The organism is Moorena sp. SIO4A5 (assembly GCF_010672005.1).
GTDB lineage: Bacteria > Cyanobacteriota > Cyanobacteriia > Cyanobacteriales > Coleofasciculaceae > Moorena.
The window spans coordinates 43,033-62,416 of the sequence record NZ_JAAHHZ010000039.1 but is presented as its reverse complement, the minus strand read 5'-3'; the positions used below and the strand labels follow the sequence as shown (position 1 = coordinate 62,416).

Here is a 19,384-nt window from a genome sequence, read left to right as displayed (position 1 = left end):
GTTTCGTCATGGTTTGGGGATGATGACGCACGGTAGATAAACTCACGCTAAGCAGAGTCACAACAATTAGTGTAGCGCTTAAATTACGAGTAAAGGTTAAGTCAAACATTATCTGCGGATTTCCAACGGTCTCTACTTTCACAGTAGAAATCTCTTATGATTAGTTCCCCCAGTAATATGCAACTACCTTAATTGACTCTCTCGATAATGGTGAATCCCACCAATTCAATGGGTTGAGCAGTGTGGTTTAGCTAGACAATCTGCCCACTGGCACCATGGCAGAAAAATTCAATATCCTTGTTTATATTCGCACATTCAGGACTTTTGCACTTTTGCGTAAGTCCTACAGCAGATCTTTTGCTATTGGTATGGCGGTGCTCATATTAATGAAGTACATTCAATTTTCACAACCCCTGTCTTGATACAAAGCCCGAGTGGTTTGGGTTCTGACTCCCCATCTCCCCATCTCCCCATCTCCCCATCTCCCCACACCTCCCACACCTCCCACACCTCCCACACTTCCCTCTCTTTCCCTACTCCCTACCCAGCAATGTTGCCAATCAACCGTATCTCCTATTTGGAGCCATCTTATCTAGGGATTTCACTTTAGCAGCTCTTGGCTTATCCAATTGACCGTGAGACTTACAGGACAAAGCACTGTGGGGTAGAACTCGTAAGATTTCGGTTAGGGTGGTTACCCCTTTGGTTACCTTTTCAATCGCTGCCTTCCGGAAGGAATAAAAACTGATTTTATCCAGGTAACGGTGCAACTGAGTCATAGTTCCCTCATAAATCAACTGGCGTACGGTATCATCTACATCCAGTAACTCCACAATAGCTTCCCGTCCTAAATAGCCGGAATTGTAGCACTTGGCGCAACCCTTTCCTTTGCGCCAACCTTTGAGATTAGCTTCCTCTGGCCTCAAACTCAGCTTCCGCAAATCCTCAGAAGTCGGGGTATAAGGTTCTTGACAGTGGGGACATACTTTGCGCACCAAACGCTGTGCCACTATTCCCAATAGGGCATCACTGATTAAACCCGGTTCCGGACCAATATCTTTAATACGAGGAATAGCACTAACTGCATCATTGGTGTGGAGAGTGGTCAATACTAAGTGACCGGTCAAAGCAGCTCGAATCCCTGTTTCAGCGGTTTCAGCATCCCGAATTTCCCCCACCATAATGATGTCCGGGTCTTGGCGTAAAATTGCCCTCATCCCTGCCGCAAAGGTCATCCCCGCTGCCTCATTCACTTGGGTCTGGGTAATCCGAGGTAAGACATACTCCACTGGGTCTTCCACCGTTACTACATTCACATGTTCTGTGGCTAACCCTTGCAGGGAATTATATAGCGTACTAGTTTTACCAGAACCAGTCGGACCGGTGATAATAACCATTCCTTGGGGTTGCTGCAACCAACCTTTATAGATTTTAAGCTCTTCGTCAGAAAAGCCTAACTCTTCCAAGCCAGAAAAGGGGTTTTCTCTTGGTAATAAGCGAATCACTGCTTTCTCTCCCCCCACACAAGGGAGGGTACTCACCCGCAGATCTAACCCAAGTTCTGCCTCCTCCCCAGTAGCATAGTTTTCCCCAATCCGACCATCTTGAGGACGGCGGCTTTCAGCAATGTCCATATCAGACATGACTTTGAGAGCAACCACCACTGCTCGTCCCAAGTCTGACGGTAAGGTAGTTATATCCCTAAGAATCCCGTCAATGCGATAGCGGACTCTTAAGCCATCAGTCATCGGTTCCAGGTGAATATCACTGGCGCGGTTACGCAGAGCTCCAGAGATAATGGTTTTAATCCGCTCAATCTGGTCAGCCGCTTGGGAAAGATACAATTCTGTGGTTTCGGTAATGTCTTCTTGTTCCACCTCACCAGTAAGGGGATTGACAAAGGCGACCGAACTGATAGATTTGGCATTATTGTTTTCCCTGTGGTACCATCGCTTGTAACTTTTGGGTGCAATGGGAATAATTTTGATTTGGCTGAAAGTGCGATCGCTTAATGTTTTGATCTGCTCTGGGGATAACTGGACTGGGGTACCCAGGTAATAACAGTTGCGCCACAGTAGCAGCGGAATCACCGGGGGTAAATCTTGGCGATTGGGGAATGGCTTAAAGAACCGGGAACTGACTTCCCGATCCAGTAGGTTAACGTTTAGTTCTCCTTGTGGGTTAACCAACAGTTTAAGGGCTGTTTCACAGTTAATTTCACCTTTTATCAACTTCCTCCAAGCCGATGAAGTTCTAACGCCCGTTTGCATGATTTACCCCCCACTATATTAAACTAAATTAAACAGTTTTTGTAGATTAATTTCCAGTTTTAATTATCCCAAATACCTGGGTGCTTATTGACTATAGCAGTTTTTGATTAATTGGTATTACGCTTGGTTGATATTGGAGTGATAGATCAAGGTAATACTATAAATCTTTATCTAATCTTTATATATAACGTTACCTTTTTCCTTTCACAAAACCTAGGCTTAGCTAAATAGACTTACCTAGTTTTTTACAATGATTATATAGCCTTTCTAAACATTGACAAACAAGTAACAACAGTCTGGCGATACCCAGGCTCCACCAAACTAATGCTTATTGAGGGCGTTAGCACCGAACTTGTAGAGCTGACCTTCCTGAGTAACTATGACGATGAATTGGGTTTGCTGAACCATCTTCACAGAGGAATAGGTCGCCATTGGCAGCGACGGTAAACACACAGTGTTGTCCAAGGTTGTTGGATAGCGCGCTAAATAGTCTAGGAGTAAATCATGAAAGTAAGTCCAACAAAACGTTAATTTTACGTTAAGAAGTGGTTAATGAATTACTAGTATCTCAATTTTTTGTGAAAGTATACTGTCAGCTCTTAAACTAATCATGAATTTGTTCACAATTAAACTAATATTAACCTCTTTATCTAAAGAGAGATTAATAGAGTTTTAAAAGACTAGCGCTTGATTCAAGACGCTCTACCAGGTTGAAACAAGGAGAATTTTATAATGGCTGATATCTTCCATAAATCAGGGGTTTTGGCAGCCGCTAGTGTGGCTTTGGGTCTAGCTGTAATGCCAACCCAACCCGTCTCTGCTGCAACTATCAAGTATGATTTTACCGTAGATGTAGAGACAGGGAATTTAGCTGGCAACTCTTATCAGGGGTATTTTACCTATGATGACACCTTCCAATTTGACAGCGGATTTGAAAGATTCAACTCTCGAAACGATGACCTATCGGTAGTCTTCGACTTTAATGGTGTCACCTACACTGAAGAAGATGATTTCTTGTTTCCTGTAGGTCCCTACGTTGATTTTCAGGATGGAGAGCTTTTGGGATTGAATTTTGCTCCCAATTTCTTCGTTTTCGATTTTCCCTTTGAAATCCGTGACCAAGACGATGACCGCATAGGAGGCGACTTCTTTACCTATGGTGATTTATTCATCGGTTCTGGAGACGGTAGTGTCACCTACACTAAAGCGGGTAAAGTGCCCGAGCCTGCTACTATTTTAGGGTTAAGTGTCCTCGGTGCTAGCTTGCTGCTGGGTAAAAAGAAGGGATCCTCTCAAAAGGCTTAGAAGAGTTTTGAGAGTTGAAAGTTGAACGTTGAGTGTTGAACGTTGACGGTTGAGTGTTAAAGGTTGAGTATTGACAGTTGACCGTTAATACTCAACCCTTAATAGCTAGAATAATGGCATTGCTGAATCAAAGAATGAATATGAGTGGGGTGGGCATCCTGCCTGCCCGAAAATATATTGAAACTGGCAAGATGCCAGTTCCACGCCTGATGCCCATTCCACAGGTGCGACCCAAGGGCGATTTACTCACCCATTGGAAAGCGCACCTACTCTTAAAATCATTCCATTATTAAGAGGTTGTCTGAGAAGTCTCATTTACTACATCCAAGCCCCCGTGGGTCCCCCAATTTTGGGGGACTTTTACCATCAAATTGATTCTTGTTCCCCCCAAATTTGGGGGGCTAGGGGGGCAAAATTCAGTATCAAAAAACTTTTCAGATATCCTCTAAGCAACGCCAGAATAATGGCAAATTTCTAGTCATCTTCCTCATCAAAATTTCCTCCATCTCCCCATCTCCCCATCTCCCTATCTCCCCATCTCCCCATCTCCCCATCTCCCTATCTCCCCATCTCCCCATTTCCTAAAACTTCCCCAATCCCCGTTCCCTAACTTAGTTAAAAATACGGTTTTACTATAGTTAACTATTAATTAGCTTAGTAACACAAACTAAGAATCGTATCAATAATCATGACCTACCATAACAACAGACGGGATTCACTGATAGACAATCGTGACCTAGTTGGTAATTTACCCCCAGAAATCCCTAGTCATATTGTTGATTTTGCCATTAACATTACTCCTGAACTCACCAAAGGGCAGTTTGCCGAAGATAAAATCTGCTGTTTAAAAGCATTGATTAAGCAAACTAGCGAAATGATCAGCAACCTCAATCCGGCAAAGGCAGTCGTAACCACAACGGTAAATGGTCACTTACCTCATGTTCAAACCGTCTAAAAAATGCCTTCTTCTCGGATAGTGATAACTCACTAACCCCTCGGTTGTACAACGCATCACTAAACAATTCAACAAAATTAAAGACACCATAATCCGGTCCTCGTGGGTTTTCCCCCATAGAGGAATTTTCCTTATAATTAGGAAGACGCTGATCCCAATTAAACAAACCAATTTGGTCAAAAGTTTCCGTAAATCTAGCATTGGTGCGCAAGAATTGCTTTGTCTTTGGATGGGGGTCTAAGAACGGAAAATTAACATTTGCTTCCCCTTTTACCTTAGCATTAAACATCTTGATATGCTTTTCAATCCGGTCACGGTCTGTAGTAGGATTATCAAAATCTAAATTCAGATCTCCTAATAAGATAAAATTGGGATAATACGCTCGATCATGTTCGATAAACCGTCCTAATATCCATGCCATCAGTGCATCAAATTCCTGACGGCGATCTGAGATATAGTTACCAAAATACAGATGAGCATTAACCGCCATAAACTCATAGGGGTTAGTACCAGGATGACCAACAATTCTAAAGCTGACACAGAACGGTTGGCGAGCAAAGGTTAGAAACACTGGCATCTTAACATTCGGCTTCTGAGGGCGTTTTCCTAACTGATTTGAGTTCCACTGATCCAGTTCTTTTAGATAGTCCACATAGGGTAAGATAGCCTGATTGATCTGATCATAGTTACGAGCCAAGGTTTCTAACACCTTAGTACGGTCAAAAGAAATATCTGAGACCACTTCACCCCGCTGAACCATCGACCAATTATATATAAATCCCAGTCTTTCCCCTAATCCTGGTTCATTAGGAAACACCCCAGTTCGATCAGACACAATCGTACCAAACTCTGACCCCATCCGCCCCTTCAACTCCTGGAAACCATTCAGGTTATCCATAATTTCTTGGATAGCCAGCAAATCAAAGTGCTTACACACATGAGCCAAAAAATCCCAGGTTTCAGGACTGCGGTTAGTTACCCTCCCCAGTTTTCTGATATTAAATGACCCCAACACCACCGAGCCATATTCCCGTTTAGGCAATCCATACTTAGTGGGATCGTCAGCCAAAGTTTCTCGGATTTTTCCCCATTCTTCTGGAGTAAATTCAGACATAATCAGAACTTATATAGTATTTTTATTTGAACTGAGATTGGTACTGCTGAGAATAGCACGACTGAGGATAGCCTCGCTGAGATTAGCATCACTAAGATTAGCATCACTAAGATTAGCATCATTCAGGTCAGTACGGAACAAGTTAGCTCCCAATAAATTAGCACCATATAAATTAGCCCCGTTGAGTTTAGCAAGGCTAAGGTTAGCACCACTCAAATTGACACTGCTGAGGTTAACATTACTCAAATTAGCACCGCTGAGATCAGCGCCTGCACAATCGGATGTTGTATTAAGACCAGCAATTCTCCCTATCTCCAAAAAGTCCTTAGTTTTCCCATCTATACAGCGATCGATTAACGGTTGCGCTTCTGGCCGAATTTCTTGATCAGACATCGGTTGACTTGACCAAAATTAGTATATAATAATTATCAAAATTTTACTCTATACAGCTTTGAGGGCAATCAGCTCATCCCTGATACAGTCAGTCGCCAATTCACCCTCCTTTCATTGTCTTGATGCAGTCGCTCAGGATGTTACAATTAAAAAGCTGCTGGGAATAGTAGGTAAAAACAAAGATTATAAAATGCTTACCCATTGGAAAAAATCCCTAGCCAAGAGTGCTGGATTCTTGGCTGTTTTGACTGTTGTACAGGGTTTCTGCGTGAGTCAATCAGCTTCTGCGCAATGCGTGCCGAGTAATTTTACCTCCGACTGGTTACAACGACAGGAGTACCTTGGTGGTCACACCATTGATCGCCATGTTGGTAAAAGTGATCAACAACTAGTAGACCGATTAATTAATGCTCCCAGAATCAGCGCAGCTAGCACCTATCCCGATTTGGAAACTGCTGCCACTAATATTAAAGCTGCTTTGAGAGCCAACCGGAATAGATTAAATAGTTGGGTTCTTGATGCTGGTATAGGTGAGAAGCGAGCTGTTAACTATAGGGCTAGGGACGTAGTTGGTCGTGTGGCTAGCCGTCCTGCTTCTCTGAGCAATATTTCTAATAGTAGGAAGTTGCGTGTGGTTATGGAAAAAACAGCAAAGGGAGATTGCTTACTTCTTACGTCATATCCCGCTAGATAACTGCTCAGGGGATTGTAGATTTTATAGTGTAGATATTATAGTTTAGACTGACCCTTGCTTAAACTATAATATCTTGTATTTATTGAATCTTCAGTCTCTAATTATCTAATATTTAGTCATTACTCAACATTAGCAATTAAATATACACTAAAAATCTACCCATGAGCCAAAAACCTAACTACGAAAATCTCTACAGTTTTCTTGCTGGGGAGTTTGCTGAAGCTGATTTTGAAGGTAAAAGTGATGAAGAGGTAGTTCTTGGCTGCAACAATCCAGAACTTGCCAAGTGGCATCGTACCATAATTACCGAAGGAAGGGTTGCTTTGGCTTCTCGCTCCTTTCCCTGGAAAGATGTGGGTGACTATGCCAATCGCTATTTTGAAACTGAAGAAAGTGCTAGAAAATGGCTAACAGAAATGCTCGACCTGTTGGAAAGTTGCCTTGATAAAGTATCCGGAGGAGAGTAAAGTCTAGCGGCTTTTAATGTGGTGAGGTACAGAGTTTCTGGTTTTAGGGAATAGGGAACAGCGAACAGGGAAATCAGAAGAGGGAACAGGACAAAAATTATGTGTACCTCATTAGGATAAAAACCGCTAGACTTTAGCTGTTCGCGTAGCGTGCGCGTAGCGCTTAAGCTGGTAGCACCTCAAGTAGCGTGGCACAGGCTTCTAGCCTGTGAGGTAGTGCGCTGCTTGGCTCGCTTCCGCCAAATTCCCATGACCACTATGAAAAAAAGGGTATTATTTCCCCGATTAAACTATACTCGAAACTTGAGAATTTCTCCTTACCCACGTTGTCTTAATTCCCGGTTATAACTGGGGTGATGAATCCCCAAACACAATCCATACATGTATAGCGCTACGCGCAAGGCAAAAGCCATGCATGCTAAAGGCAAAAGGCAAAGGTGCGCTTGACCTTGGCGAATTAAATTCGCCACGGGTCGCACCTAAAAGTTTACTAAAAGTGCTTTTCAGCTTTTCTCAATGTCAAACACCTTAATGCCTAGTGCTATATCTAGCCATTGTCAAGGTGTTTTTTTCCATAACAGTGGGGTATAGTTCTGGGGCATCCTCTAAAGTAAACAGGACGAGTGAATCATGTAAAAAAAACGGTCTTATCGGGAAAAATTTAAAGAAGAGATAGGTGGGTTGATTGATGCGATTGATCTATCGGATTTGCAGAAGCGGTTTATCAAAGCTCGCTGGCTCGACCAAGTTTTGTGGTTAGACAAGCGAGCAAATCAGTAGTGAAACCCAACCCTGGTAATGGTTTTAGATAAAATCAAGGGTTTTAGGAGTTTTGTCAGTCAATCAGCCCTAAAACTACCGTATAATAATATAATAGATAAAGCCTAGCCCTGATTACCACTGTCAGCCAATCTATTATGCTTAAAAGTTCTTTGGCAAAATCATCTCTGAGGACTGAGCAACCTCCAGACTGTGAGATATCCCAGTTATCCCCTACTTCCTTGACTCTGATCGCTGATTTCTTTAAAGTCTTATCTGAAGTAAGTCGCTTGCAAATTATCTGTTGTCTGAAGTCAGGCTCCAAAAATGTTAGTCAAATTATCGAAGAAACAGGCTTAGGTCAAGCCAATGTATCCAAGCATTTAAAAATCCTGGCTAAAGCAGGGATTGTCACTCGCAATCAACAAGGAATCAATGTCTTTTACCAAATAGCTAATCCCTTTATCTTTGAGCTATGTGAGCTAGTGTGTGATTCCCTGTCACTGCAAATAAAGCAACAACATCAACAGCTAGAGCAACTCAAAGCGATGCAGCAATCTTTTTAGTGATCTTGGTAATTGGTAATTGGTAATTGTGATTAGTCCCGAACTATTGCCCATCATTCAACTCCAATTCCCCTCCCGTTACGGCGCTTTGCATAACTATCAAGTACACTGAATTTTTTCCCTATTCCCTATTCCCTCTTACCTGCTCCCTGCTCCGAACGCGCCCCGCGTGGCCCACGGCCTCAGTCCCTGCTCCCTAAAAACCCAGAACTTTGTACCTAATTGAATTGCAAACCGCTGTATACCCGTTCGCGCAGCGTCGGGCTTTGCCCGAAATGGTTAGCGGGAGATGGGGCAAACAGCTATCGGTTGACGTAGTGTCTCCAAAGGAGAATCGCTACGTCAACGCACACATACTTGATAATTAATCCTTGATAATTAATCGTTCTTTTATAGCTTTCCAAGGATTCCCTAAAAGCCAAGACAACAGGCCAGTCAGAAATGCGATCGCAAACCATATCCATGACCGATATATGATAATAACCACAGACAGGACAGCAATCAGCAACAAGGCTACTTGCACTACCAGGGAAATCAACTTCTGGCGACTACCATCACCCTTTTTAATCCCTGATGATTGGGTAATCTGTTGCCACCAATAAAATAGTTGTAAGGATTTATTCAAGACTTGATAGATCAAACTACTACCGAAGCCTGGAGTGCGATCGCTTAATACAGTGATCAGCATATCTCGCACAATCAGGGCAGCTCGGGTAGCGAGATTTGTTAGGATAGTAGTGGGAATATCATTTGAGAATGTCTCTGAACCCACCTGGTAATGGTTGAGAAAGAACGTTTCTTTACCCTGGGGTAAGGAGTCAATGCTTTTCCTAGCTAATTCCTGAGCTGCTAGTAGACTAATCGTTTCACTAAAACTACCCTCAACTAGACTATACTGGGGTTTGGTGGTTAGACTTGTGGTTAGATTTGTGGTTTGACTATCGTTAGGAGCAGCAGGTTGAACTCGCTGGTTACTCCACTCTAGTTGTTCAGAAATTTCATCTTCAATCACATTCTGTAGGTCAGTGCTGAGAATATCACGATGTCCTTCCAACACTAAATCATCCAGTATTGTTTTGATATCAGCCTCAGAAAGATCTGGATTAGGAGTCGCCAGCTTACGTAGATGACCTTTAATTTTATCCTGGTGATCAGCGGTAGCGTTAGGGAAAGACTCTTGAATTAAAAAATCTAAGTACTGTTCTTTAAACTGATCAAATTCTTCTCCCGCTTCAGGAATGTTATATTCTTGAGCTTGTCGTTTCAAAAACTTAGGAAACTTAGCAATCCCCTCAGGAGTAAGTAAAGCTTCAACTATCCGGTTTAATCCGTCTAAGCGCCCCCACATAATATCATTAGAACGCCACGACTTCTTAAAGAAACCGCCAAAAGCATTTAAGGTATTTCCCGCCAGTTTACTATCTAACTTTTGCCCTTTACCAAAACCCAGCTGAGCATCATCTGGACTAATCCGAATCGTCTCGATCAGATTTTTTTCCTCAATTTCAGATAGATACTCAAAGGGATACAGAACTTTATCGAGTTCTCGAAATCGTTTAAAACGAGTCAAGAGTTCTTCAGACTGATTTACCCCACTTAGTTCAATGAATTTCTCTGATGCTTCCTCTATCTTACACAAAACGGAGGAGTATTGTTCTCCATTATTTTCCGTATCGTTATTTTTTAATTTTTCAGCATGCCAGATTTTTTGAAGTTGATTTGGTTCTTGCTCTACTTGATTAACTTTTTGCTTAAATTGTTCAAAAATGCTGGAAATTCGCCGCTGGGGCAACCAGTCAATGGTGGTTTTTCCAACTGTCTGGGTTTCAGAGTTAGCGGCTAATTGTTCTGCTGCTTCTTCTGGTAATTTTTGCAAGAAATAGGCTGGGACTTTTTCTAAATAAGATTGCTGATGGTTTTGTGGTACAAATTCTGCTAGCCCCTCAGCATCGAGCAAGAAACGGTATAACCGAATTAGACGGTTATAAATCTGAGTAGGATGCAGTTGATTATCTTTAGACTCGGAACTTTGATTAGTTTGAAAGGATGATATCAGGTCATAGAAGTATTGACTAATATGGGGATGAGTTAACAGCTTAGTTAATGCTATTTTAATGACTTCTAGGAGTTTAATATGACGACCTAGCCTTAAAGCTAGGTATTGGAGGGTTTTATACTCAGATAATGATTGCTCCTGATTCATCAACTGACAAACTTTTTTAACGATATAGAAGTGCTTCCTTAAGGCATATTCGATATCGATATTGCTAATCTGTTGACTAGGGTCTTGGAGAATAATGTCGTGATTTTCCAGTTTTTCCGGTTCAGTAATGTCTTGGGTCAGTAGCTTAGCTATTTTCTCCAAAAGGACTTGCTTGTTTAAGGTTTCTTGGTAAGATTTGGTGCTACTGACTTGAGACATTCTCAAGACTAGAGGTAATGTGCGATCGCGTAAGCTAATCAGACGACTACGCCAATAAATTCCCGTCTCCACTGGGAGGGTTTTCTGTTGGGAGTTGTCAGCCTTGGCAAATAAGGGGGATTCCGCATCTTCTAGCAGAGACTGGTAGCGCTGGATTTTATGGTTACGGTCTTTGATTAACCCCAAATCATTACTAATACTTTCATAGGTCGGCATTCCTAACAACGACTCCTGGATTACCTCCCAGACATCAGGCTTTGCCATCTGATTAAACTTTTGGCTGCCAGCAAAATTATCTGGACTGGGATCGATATAAAATAACTTGCGCTCAACTGGATAATAGTCGGCACGATAATACATTTCTTTGATGGTGTAACTGAAAGGCCGATTATCTAGCACCCCTCCATCCACAAAGTGCAATTGATACCCACCCGTTGGAGGGGTTTCCGGTAACTTGCGATTCTTCAGGATTCCCCATTCTACTAACTTGGCATCGACCTGATTGCTAGGATTATCTAACTCAACGGTAACCACAGGGAAAGCAACTGGAAAACACGATGTAATACGACACAGTTTTGCCAGAGCTTGATAGGTATCTTGAACCGTTGAATTGTTTGGGTTAAAATTGGGATTAAAGGGCTCTTTGCGACCTTGACGGTGCTTGAGATGAAAGATAGTGCGGTGGTCTTTAAGATCAATCACCCGTCCGGTATCATCAAAAACGGTATCAACCCGTCCTACAACATCAGTTCCTGTCACAAATAAATCTAATTCATTAAACGAAGATACCCACTCGTCGGAGGGTGCTTTCTTTTTATTACTCTGCCCTTGCTCAAAGGCTTTAGCTAGTGCATCTTGATAGTAGCCCTTGCCATCTAAAATAGATTCCCCATCATTTTTACCTTGACTAATGCTAGGTTTATGCATGAGCTTGCGGATGTTGCCATTTTCCCGCCAAATTTGGGCAAAGTTTTCAAAATCTATAACTTCATCCTGACTACTATTGGTCAAAGCGTAGCTAAGCAGAACCCCATTAATTCCTCCTGCTGACGTGCCTGAGAGAATATCAACAATAATATCAGAATCAGTAAGAGCTTTAACTAGTTTATAGATACCTCTACCGCGAACTGCATTATAAAATTCGCGGCAAACACCGTTCATATAAATGGCTAGAGAGACTCCACCATAAACCACTAGTCCTAAGCGCAGTTCTCTGCTAAATTCTGGCTTGCGAAAGTTTTGGCTAGACATAATATGGCTCTCCAATTATGGACGTTACCGTTAATTACTGGCTAAATATAGCAATCCGTGTAGGAATTGTGATAATTTTTGATGCCATATTCCCTACTCCCGTTCCCCTCCTGGGAGGGGTTAGGGGTGGGTTCCTGTTCCCTGCTCCCTGTTCCCTGTTCCCTTTGCTATAGTAGTAAGGTGCTGCTGACACAACCTGCGGAAATCATCCCCGCGATGTTCAAAGCTTTGGTATTGGTCAAAGCTAGCACAGGCAGGAGAAAGCAGGACAACACTAGAATTATACTGTTGAGCTAGTTCTGCTGCTCTTGGTACCGCTTTCGCCATAGTTTCCACAATTTCGTAACTGGAATAGCTAGCTTCCTTAAGGCGTGCCGCAAAAGCAGGTGCAGCTTCACCAATGAGTAAGACAACCGCTGCTTTGAGTTTAATGGTCTCAATCCAACTGGTATCATCACCAGCTTTGGCTTCACCACCAGCAATTAGAATAGTGGGTGCAGCTACTGAGGCTAAACCGACTTGAGCCGCATCATAGTTGGTGGCTTTACTATCATTGATGAAGTCTATCCCCTGCCAGGTAATCACCTTTTCTAGGCGATGGGGAACACCAGGAAACTTGGCAATGGCGGATGCGATCGCATTTTTATCAATTCCTGCCAATCGTGCTGTTGCCACTGCCATTAATAAATTTTGTCGATTGTGATCTCCAACCATCTGTAAGGATTTCACTGGCAAGATCGGTTCTGAGTCTGCTATCACCCAGTCATCTTGGATGTAGGCCCAAGGTTTAAAATTCCTGTCCCCCTGACCAGCTGTGATACTAATCCAATAGGCATCGGGCCAATAGTTTACTCCCAAATTACCCAGGTAAGGGTCATCCCCATTGATAACTTGTAACTGGGAGCGACGCAGTAAAGATGCCTTGATGTCATAATAGTTTTCCAGGGTTTTGTGACGGCTGAGGTGGTCAGGAGTCAAGGTTGTCAAGACACCAATACGAGGGGCAAGGTCTTTGGAAGATTCGATTTGGTAACTGCTGATTTCCCCAATTACCCAATCGATTGGGGATGTTTCCTGGGGTTTACCCGTGATTTCTGGTGCTAGGAGGAGTTCGCAAGCGGCATAACCAATGTTACCGCAGGCGGGGGCATGGAAACCAGCTTCTTGAAAAATAGCAGCAATCAGGGAGGTGGTAGTAGTTTTGCCGTTAGTACCAGTAACACCTACCCATGGACAGGATTGGAGATAACGCCAAGCTAGTTCAATTTCCCCTATGGTTTCAATGCCTTGGGTCCTGGCCGCAACTAACACTGGTATATCCCAGGGAACACCAGGACTAACTACAATCAGCTGGGGTAAGTCTGAAGAGTCTAGGGTTAGGGAATAACCCAGTTTAAGATTAATTCCGTCTCTGGCAAGCTGTTGTTGTTGGTGTTGCCAGTCTTCTGGGGTATAACGTACAGCGATGCGTTCAGGGCTAGCAGCATCGCTGAGAGTGACATCCCAACCTTCTTTTCTTAGAAGTCTTGCGGCTGCAAGACCTGAGCGTCCTAATCCAATAACATCAGCCTTAGGCATACTTTGATTGGTAGTGCATCTGATGGTTTGCCGTTTATAACTATAGCAGTTATAGCGGTTTTGAATTGGATAAGTTACTTACTTTTTGGGAGTAGGGAGTAGGGAGTAGGGAGTAGGGGGAATAAATTTGACTTTACTTTATAAGTATTATCAACGCTATAATTCTTTATTACTTGACATTAATAGGACTTAAATATTATCCAAAAATATCGAATATTTTAAAAATAGTTCCTTGCCCAATCTCGCACTGCTCGCCGAATTGCCCGCCTCCCATTAGCCCGATGGCGCTCAATTAAACTAGGAAGCTCTTGAATCGGTAACTCAGGAAAAACCCTACTCTTGGCTTGTTCTACATACTCACCCTCTTGCAGTAAGTAAATTGTTAGTTTGCCAGCATCATAGCACCAGATTTCTGGGACTCCCAAGCGAGAATAGATTGGCAAACGAGGCAGTGATTTACTAGTTACATCAATTTCTAGAGCGAGATCTGGGGGGGGATCTTGGTTGAGATCTAAGTCCAACCTGCCTCGAATCGCGGCTTCATTTTGGATATAAAAACAATTATCTGCTTCTACCCCAGCTAAGCTACTCTCTCGCCGCCAGGTTGTTGACCCTAAACTTTCGTAGTCGAAATCTAGTTCATCTGCCAGCTCCTTAACTAGGTCACCAATCACCTCTTTATAATATTCATGTTCAGCTAAAGGAGTCATAATCTCAAGGGTACCATAATCATAGGCTAAACGAGCAGATCGATGGTCACCTAAATCTAGCAGCAGATTTTCAAACTGTTTCCAGGAAATGTTATGTAAAACCACCCGATCTGCTCTCGGTTTCGTCACTACCATTAGTTTTATCTCCGAAGCTAATAATAGGTCATTTTTTTAGTATAGAATTACTCTCTATAGCAGTTATCAATTGGGTAAGTTACAAAGTGCTGATAACTGCTAAGCATCCTCTATATCAAGCTGAGAAAAAAATTTTTTGACAGGGATTGTGGACAATTCAATGTTCCAAAAGAACCGCTTCGCGAACGCAATCGCAACCACCAGCTGATTGAGAAGAACTTTGGGATTGCATTTAAAGACTTTAATTATATCAAAAATAAACAAATATCAACAGATGCTGGGTTTAGCACCCCAAAAACTCCAGCAGCTTTAAGCCTGAGGGGAATATGGGGATTTGACCTTGCCATCTGAGCCGAGGAATCTTAACATAAGTTAATGTAATGCAATATTTCTAAACATATTAACTATGGCTACTTCAGAAGAACAACGCAAACAGAAAATCATGGAGCACCTGGAGAAAACTACCCAACTGCCTCAGCAGCAGCCTTCCTTATATTCAGAGGCTAGGAAGCAGAAAATTATGGAGCACATCAAAATGACCCTAGGTTAAGGCAAAGCCCTAGATATTCCGTAGGGTGGGTTAGGCGCGGGAAAGATTTGAGAGATTATCAATCAGTCTTGGGAAGCGCCGTAACCCACCTTCTTCAAATTGCGCACCTGACCACTGAGCTATCATGGCGAAGCGAGAATTCTAAACCATGGAAATTCATGACACAGCCCAACAGTCGGTTTATGAACGAGGCCATTGCTCTATCTGTGATCAGCGTTAGGTCTGGAAAGGGAGGTCCGTTTGGAGCAGTGGTTGTCAAGGATGGAGAGATTATTGCCAAAGCTCATAATCAAGTCACCTCCACGAATGATCCTACGGCACATGCTGAAATTGTAGCTATCCGTGATGCCTGCAAGGTCTTACAGAATTTTCAACTGACCGGTTGCGAACTCTATACTAGCTGTGAGCCATGCCCGATGTGCCTCGGGGCGATCTACTGGGCTAGGCTGGACAAGGTTTACTATGCCAATACTAAAGCTGATGCGGCTCAAATTGGATTTGATGACCAGTTCATTTACGAGGAATTGGACTTGCCCATAAGCGATCGCAAACTTCCAATAATTCAATTGATGCGGGATGAAGCCTTAAGAGCTTTCCAAGAATGGCAAGATAAAACCGATAAGGTAGAGTATTAGTGACATCCTCCTACACCAAATCAAAGATTATGGTGATCGCTTCCAATGAATCACTTCTTCGGCTTCCTGGTTGTTCTCTTACGAGCTTTCGACACTTGCCGGTGCAATTCCCAAAGATGGACCCTCTGCAGGGGTAACTATGGTAACAGCGATCGCATCCCTGTTGATGAATCAATCGGTACGCACGGATACTGCCATGACGGGAGAAATAAACCTCAGTGGTGAAGTACTCCCCATTGGTGGAGTGCGAGAAAAGGTGTTAGCAGCGCACCGGTCTGGTATCACACGAGTGCTATTACCGCAACAGAATCAGAAAGACCTAGTTGACGTGCCGGACGATGTGCGTAACCAAATGGAATTTATTTTATGCGATCGCATTGAACAAGTGTTGGAGAATGCCCTACTCCACCAACAGGAAGTCAAATCTCAGCAAGATGCACGGGATGGTCATCACAAGATAACTAAACTGTTTCAGATGTTTAGTAATTGAATTAAAGCGATCGCTTACTCCAAGTATCGAACGATTCACGGCTCTACAAGAACAAGTAGCGCGCGCAACAGGTTTCGACTAATGCTGCTGTGGAAAGATTAGACCGAATCTTGGATGATCTGATTCGAGGCCATGGAAAACCAGAAAAGCGATCAGGTAAAAGGTAATTTTGTCAACCCCCTAGCAATTAGATATCTACTCCTATTTATTACCTACCTAGAAACAAATAGAGATTGCTGGTTGAGGTGGAGTCTAGGCTATGGGGTTTAGGGAAATTCAAGGGCGATTTCATATTTCTTTACAAACTGTTACGGATTAAGTCAATCGCCCCCAAAAAAATGTGGAGTATAGGCTGTGAGGTTTAGGGGAATTCAAGGACTATTTCATATTTCTTTACAAACTCTACCGAATGTAAGTGAATCGTCCCAAAAAAATTTAGATAATATTAAATTTAATAGCTAGGAATTGGTAGATAAAGTAAACTACAGCTATTCAAAGACTATGGTGCCACTATCTTACTAGATGATTGACGAACATTACTCACTACAAGTTACCATTTACAATTCTAACCAATGCTTGGCTTTGAGTTGGTCAAAGATGCTCCGACAACTCTCAAAGCACTTAACTAATTAAGTGATAAATTAAATTATCAAAAGTCAACCCTCAACAGTAATAAATCAACCATGGATAATCGTTGCATGATTCCCGTAGTTAGGTCTCCCAAAGACTACCAAGCTTATCGTATTAGTCCCCAGGATAAAAATCGCTTAGCCATTGTCTTCGATCCAGACAGTGCTAATGCTTCAATAACATTTTGTGTAGAGATTTTTGAGCCAGGAGGAAAGACTCCGCTCCATTATCATCAAATTGGAGTAGAAATGTTCTATATCCTCAAGGGTCAAGGATTAGCCAGCTGTGATGGCAAAATCGTTACGCTGCGGACTGGAGATACGTTATTAGTTCCGCCTACAGGAATTCATGAAATTAGAAATACTGGCACTGAGCGTTTGTATACCCTGTGCTGGATGGTGCCTAATGACGACTTTGCTGAACTAGTTCGCAGTGGTACACCGGTTGAATTCGATGAAGAGGATATGAGAGTGCTTGGGCGTCAAGATGTGTTGGTAGCTTGTTGAAGAATTTATGTTGAATAACTAAATAGCTGGATATCTGGGACTGTTCATCACTTTCTATTTAATAAAATCCCAGAGTAAATCCCAAACCTGTTAAATCCAGCAATAACAGGACTTACGCAAAACTCGACTCTAAACTCACTTATAGTGTAGGCTTCGTTAATAAAGCACCTTACTACTACAAGTAGAGTTACTGCGTAAGTCCTGTTGATGAAAAAAAGCTTTTACCTAGGAGTTAGTATTTTTACCCTATGCTGGCTCCTTTCATGTTTTCCAGCATTACTCCCTGAAAATTTACCACCAACTGCTGTGATAATGCTAGGAGCAACGCTTCTCATGGCAGTTTTTTGGATTGCTGAAACTATCCCGATTGCCGCCACCTCGATAATTCCCTTGGGTTTATTTCCCTTTTTAGGAATTGTTTCTGCTGAAGAGGTTGCTTCCGCCTATGCTTCTGATGTAGTATTGTTATTGATGGCAGTTTTTTTTATTGCTAAAGCGGTTGAAAAATATAACCTACATCAGCGGATTGCTTTCCACATTATTAGCGTTGTTGGTACCAAACCGACCAGGTTAATTTTGGGGTTTATGCTAGCAACAGCAGTATTGTCGATGTGGATATCGAATACAGCTATCACCTTGATGATGCTGCCAATAGCTATCTCTATTATCGAACAAACGGCTCTTGCTAATCCCAATATTGATGTAGGGAAAACTCTGGGAACTTCCCTAATGCTTGGAATTGCCTACGCTGCTAATATTGGTGGGATTGGAACCCCGATCGGGACTCCACCTAACCTGATATTTCTGGCACAATTAAAAGAAAACTTTCCAGACAATACCGCCATTACGTTTTTTCAATGGATGATGGTGGGAGTGCCAGCTGTTTTGATATTTATATTGTTAACTTGGATCTATTTAACTAAAATAATAGTCAAGCTTGATAATAACAGTTTATCCTCAGACTATTTTAATATTTCAGACAAAGAAGTCCAGAAACTGGAGAAAATGTCTCAGGGAGAAAAATACGTTGCTATTTTATTTGGGTTAATGGCATTGTTGTGGATTTTTCGGGCAGATATCACCATCGGTTCCTTTACATTAACGGGTTGGGCAACCTATCTGGGCGTGGCTAACTTTGTTCATGATACCAGTGTGGCTGCCCTAATTGCTGTGATCATGTTTATAGTTCCTGTAAAAACAGAGACGGGGGATAAAATTAACCTCCTAGACTGGGAAACCGCTGTCAAAATTCCTTGGGGAATATTGCTGCTATTTGGTGGTGGAATTGCAATTTCTAAAGGGTTTGCTGCGTCAGGGTTGTCTCAATTCCTAGGGTATAATTTACAAATTGGATTGCAGGGACTTTCAACGGTTTTGATGGTGGTTTGCATCTGTGTATTTATGACCTTTTTGACAGAAGTGACCTCGAATACAGCAACCACAGCTCTGATTATGCCTATTTTAGCTACTGCTGCACCGATTATAAATGTATCACCTGCTTTGTTGATGTGGCCCGCAGCAATTTCTGCTTCCTTCTCGTTTATGCTGCCAGTCGCAACTGCTCCCAATGCCATTGTTTACTCTCAAGAGTATTTCCCAATTTATACCATGGCTAAGGTAGGATTAGTTTTAAATATCGTGGGGGTAATTCTAGTAAGTTTGTTGATGAATTTTGTAGCTATCCCCATGTTGGGGTGACTAGAAGTTACAAGTTGAAGGTTAGAAGGTTGAAAGTTGGAAGGTTGTTCGCGTAGCGTGGCCTTTTGGCCAAGGTTGGAAGGTTGTTCGCGTAGCGTGGCCTTTTGGCCAAGGTTGGAAGGTTGTTCGCGTAGCGTGGCCTTTTGGCCAAGGTTGGAAGGTTGTTCGCGTAGCGTGGCCTTTTGGCCAAGGTTGGAAGGTTGTTCGCGTAGCGTGGCCTTTTGGCCAAGGTTGGAAGGTTGAAGGTAAAACAAGA

Annotated in this window: 18 protein-coding genes; 10 read left to right on the top strand and 8 right to left on the bottom strand. The window is 42.5% G+C overall.

The window, feature by feature from the left end; all coding sequences use genetic code 11:
* Positions 1-560 precede the first annotated feature (560 nt).
* Positions 561-2,270 (bottom strand): GspE/PulE family protein, encoded by a 1,710-nt coding sequence (locus F6K57_RS14315; RefSeq protein ID WP_293068601.1) that lies wholly within the window; start codon positions 2,268-2,270, stop codon positions 561-563.
* A gap of 732 nt (positions 2,271-3,002) precedes the next feature.
* Here F6K57_RS14315 and F6K57_RS14310 point away from each other — a divergent pair.
* The gene (locus F6K57_RS14310; protein WP_293068598.1) at positions 3,003-3,575 is read left to right on the top strand and encodes a PEP-CTERM sorting domain-containing protein; all 573 of its coding nucleotides are present in this window, start codon (positions 3,003-3,005) and stop codon (positions 3,573-3,575) included.
* Between the two features lie 434 nt (positions 3,576-4,009).
* On the opposite strand, the gene F6K57_RS14305 is transcribed toward F6K57_RS14310, so the two are convergent.
* Complete coding sequence (locus F6K57_RS14305) at positions 4,010-4,153, bottom strand: hypothetical protein (protein ID WP_293041350.1); 144 nt, start codon at positions 4,151-4,153, stop codon at positions 4,010-4,012.
* 110 nt (positions 4,154-4,263) lie between these two features.
* Here F6K57_RS14305 and F6K57_RS14300 point away from each other — a divergent pair, with 110 nt between their 5' ends.
* A complete protein-coding gene (locus F6K57_RS14300; RefSeq protein WP_293068596.1) occupies positions 4,264-4,530 on the top strand; it encodes a hypothetical protein in 267 nt (88 codons plus the stop codon).
* On the opposite strand, the gene F6K57_RS14295 is transcribed toward F6K57_RS14300, so the two are convergent.
* Together F6K57_RS14295 and F6K57_RS14290 are read right to left on the bottom strand one after the other, a co-directional pair.
* Complete coding sequence (locus F6K57_RS14295) at positions 4,463-5,644, bottom strand: endonuclease/exonuclease/phosphatase family protein (protein ID WP_293068593.1); 1,182 nt, start codon at positions 5,642-5,644, stop codon at positions 4,463-4,465. The two genes, F6K57_RS14300 and F6K57_RS14295, sit on opposite strands and share 68 nt — an antisense overlap.
* A 9-nt stretch (positions 5,645-5,653) precedes the next feature.
* Positions 5,654-6,037: a pentapeptide repeat-containing protein gene (locus tag F6K57_RS14290; protein ID WP_293027390.1), complete on the bottom strand. Its 384-nt coding sequence runs from the start codon at positions 6,035-6,037 to the stop codon at positions 5,654-5,656.
* Positions 6,038-6,227: 190 nt separating this feature from the next.
* Between F6K57_RS14290 and F6K57_RS14285 the strand changes: the two genes are divergently transcribed.
* From F6K57_RS14285 to F6K57_RS14275, 3 genes are all read left to right on the top strand, one after another.
* The gene (locus F6K57_RS14285) at positions 6,228-6,731 is read left to right on the top strand and encodes an RNase A-like domain-containing protein (RefSeq protein ID WP_293027387.1); all 504 of its coding nucleotides are present in this window, start codon (positions 6,228-6,230) and stop codon (positions 6,729-6,731) included.
* A 161-nt stretch (positions 6,732-6,892) separates the two neighbouring features.
* The gene (locus F6K57_RS14280; RefSeq protein WP_293027385.1) at positions 6,893-7,198 is read left to right on the top strand and encodes a hypothetical protein; all 306 of its coding nucleotides are present in this window, start codon (positions 6,893-6,895) and stop codon (positions 7,196-7,198) included.
* A 917-nt stretch (positions 7,199-8,115) separates the two neighbouring features.
* Complete coding sequence (locus F6K57_RS14275) at positions 8,116-8,523, top strand: metalloregulator ArsR/SmtB family transcription factor (RefSeq protein ID WP_293068588.1); 408 nt, start codon at positions 8,116-8,118, stop codon at positions 8,521-8,523.
* A 364-nt stretch (positions 8,524-8,887) separates the two neighbouring features.
* Here F6K57_RS14275 and F6K57_RS14270 read toward each other — a convergent pair whose 3' ends face one another.
* From F6K57_RS14270 to F6K57_RS14260, 3 genes are all read right to left on the bottom strand, one after another.
* Positions 8,888-12,196 (bottom strand): patatin-like protein, encoded by a 3,309-nt coding sequence (locus tag F6K57_RS14270; protein WP_293068585.1) that lies wholly within the window; start codon positions 12,194-12,196, stop codon positions 8,888-8,890.
* 120 nt (positions 12,197-12,316) lie between these two features.
* On the bottom strand, positions 12,317-13,774 hold the full coding sequence (gene murD / locus F6K57_RS14265) for a UDP-N-acetylmuramoyl-L-alanine--D-glutamate ligase (RefSeq protein ID WP_293068582.1): 1,458 nt from the start codon (positions 13,772-13,774) through the stop codon (positions 12,317-12,319).
* A gap of 218 nt (positions 13,775-13,992) precedes the next feature.
* Positions 13,993-14,619: a Uma2 family endonuclease gene (locus F6K57_RS14260; protein WP_293027370.1), complete on the bottom strand. Its 627-nt coding sequence runs from the start codon at positions 14,617-14,619 to the stop codon at positions 13,993-13,995.
* 406 nt (positions 14,620-15,025) lie between these two features.
* Between F6K57_RS14260 and F6K57_RS14255 the strand changes: the two genes are divergently transcribed.
* The 5 genes from F6K57_RS14255 (at position 15,026) to F6K57_RS14235 (ending at position 19,128) form a co-directional block, all read left to right on the top strand.
* Positions 15,026-15,169: a hypothetical protein gene (locus F6K57_RS14255; protein WP_293027367.1), complete on the top strand. Its 144-nt coding sequence runs from the start codon at positions 15,026-15,028 to the stop codon at positions 15,167-15,169.
* Between the two features lie 158 nt (positions 15,170-15,327).
* The gene (locus F6K57_RS14250) at positions 15,328-15,804 is read left to right on the top strand and encodes a nucleoside deaminase (protein ID WP_075904737.1); all 477 of its coding nucleotides are present in this window, start codon (positions 15,328-15,330) and stop codon (positions 15,802-15,804) included.
* Positions 15,805-15,874: 70 nt separating this feature from the next.
* On the top strand, positions 15,875-16,294 hold the full coding sequence (locus tag F6K57_RS14245; RefSeq protein ID WP_293068575.1) for a S16 family serine protease: 420 nt from the start codon (positions 15,875-15,877) through the stop codon (positions 16,292-16,294).
* A gap of 683 nt (positions 16,295-16,977) precedes the next feature.
* Positions 16,978-17,430, top strand: coding sequence for a cupin domain-containing protein (locus F6K57_RS14240; protein WP_293068572.1), 453 nt, complete (start codon positions 16,978-16,980; stop codon positions 17,428-17,430).
* Positions 17,431-17,637: 207 nt separating this feature from the next.
* Positions 17,638-19,128 (top strand): SLC13 family permease, encoded by a 1,491-nt coding sequence (locus F6K57_RS14235; RefSeq protein ID WP_293068569.1) that lies wholly within the window; start codon positions 17,638-17,640, stop codon positions 19,126-19,128.
* Positions 19,129-19,135: 7 nt separating this feature from the next.
* On the opposite strand, the gene F6K57_RS14230 is transcribed toward F6K57_RS14235, so the two are convergent.
* Positions 19,136-19,357, bottom strand: a complete 222-nt coding sequence (locus F6K57_RS14230) for a hypothetical protein (protein ID WP_293068566.1) — start codon at positions 19,355-19,357, stop codon at positions 19,136-19,138.
* Between the last annotated feature and the right edge of the window lie 27 nt (positions 19,358-19,384).

Coding starts and splice junctions, on each gene's coding strand:
- F6K57_RS14235 (WP_293068569.1), top strand. CDS start 17,638: ATGAAAAAAAGCTTTTACCTAGGAGTTAGTATTTTTACCCTATGCTGG.
- F6K57_RS14260 (WP_293027370.1), bottom strand. CDS start 14,619: ATGGTAGTGACGAAACCGAGAGCAGATCGGGTGGTTTTACATAACATT.
- F6K57_RS14315 (WP_293068601.1), bottom strand. CDS start 2,270: ATGCAAACGGGCGTTAGAACTTCATCGGCTTGGAGGAAGTTGATAAAA.
- murD (WP_293068582.1), bottom strand. CDS start 13,774: ATGCCTAAGGCTGATGTTATTGGATTAGGACGCTCAGGTCTTGCAGCC.
- F6K57_RS14255 (WP_293027367.1), top strand. CDS start 15,026: ATGGCTACTTCAGAAGAACAACGCAAACAGAAAATCATGGAGCACCTG.
- F6K57_RS14310 (WP_293068598.1), top strand. CDS start 3,003: ATGGCTGATATCTTCCATAAATCAGGGGTTTTGGCAGCCGCTAGTGTG.
- F6K57_RS14300 (WP_293068596.1), top strand. CDS start 4,264: ATGACCTACCATAACAACAGACGGGATTCACTGATAGACAATCGTGAC.
- F6K57_RS14270 (WP_293068585.1), bottom strand. CDS start 12,196: ATGTCTAGCCAAAACTTTCGCAAGCCAGAATTTAGCAGAGAACTGCGC.
- F6K57_RS14305 (WP_293041350.1), bottom strand. CDS start 4,153: ATGGGGAGATGGGGAGATAGGGAGATGGGGAGATGGGGAGATGGGGAG.
- F6K57_RS14275 (WP_293068588.1), top strand. CDS start 8,116: ATGCTTAAAAGTTCTTTGGCAAAATCATCTCTGAGGACTGAGCAACCT.
- F6K57_RS14240 (WP_293068572.1), top strand. CDS start 16,978: ATGGATAATCGTTGCATGATTCCCGTAGTTAGGTCTCCCAAAGACTAC.
- F6K57_RS14290 (WP_293027390.1), bottom strand. CDS start 6,037: ATGTCTGATCAAGAAATTCGGCCAGAAGCGCAACCGTTAATCGATCGC.
- F6K57_RS14280 (WP_293027385.1), top strand. CDS start 6,893: ATGAGCCAAAAACCTAACTACGAAAATCTCTACAGTTTTCTTGCTGGG.
- F6K57_RS14250 (WP_075904737.1), top strand. CDS start 15,328: ATGACACAGCCCAACAGTCGGTTTATGAACGAGGCCATTGCTCTATCT.
- F6K57_RS14295 (WP_293068593.1), bottom strand. CDS start 5,644: ATGTCTGAATTTACTCCAGAAGAATGGGGAAAAATCCGAGAAACTTTG.
- F6K57_RS14285 (WP_293027387.1), top strand. CDS start 6,228: ATGCTTACCCATTGGAAAAAATCCCTAGCCAAGAGTGCTGGATTCTTG.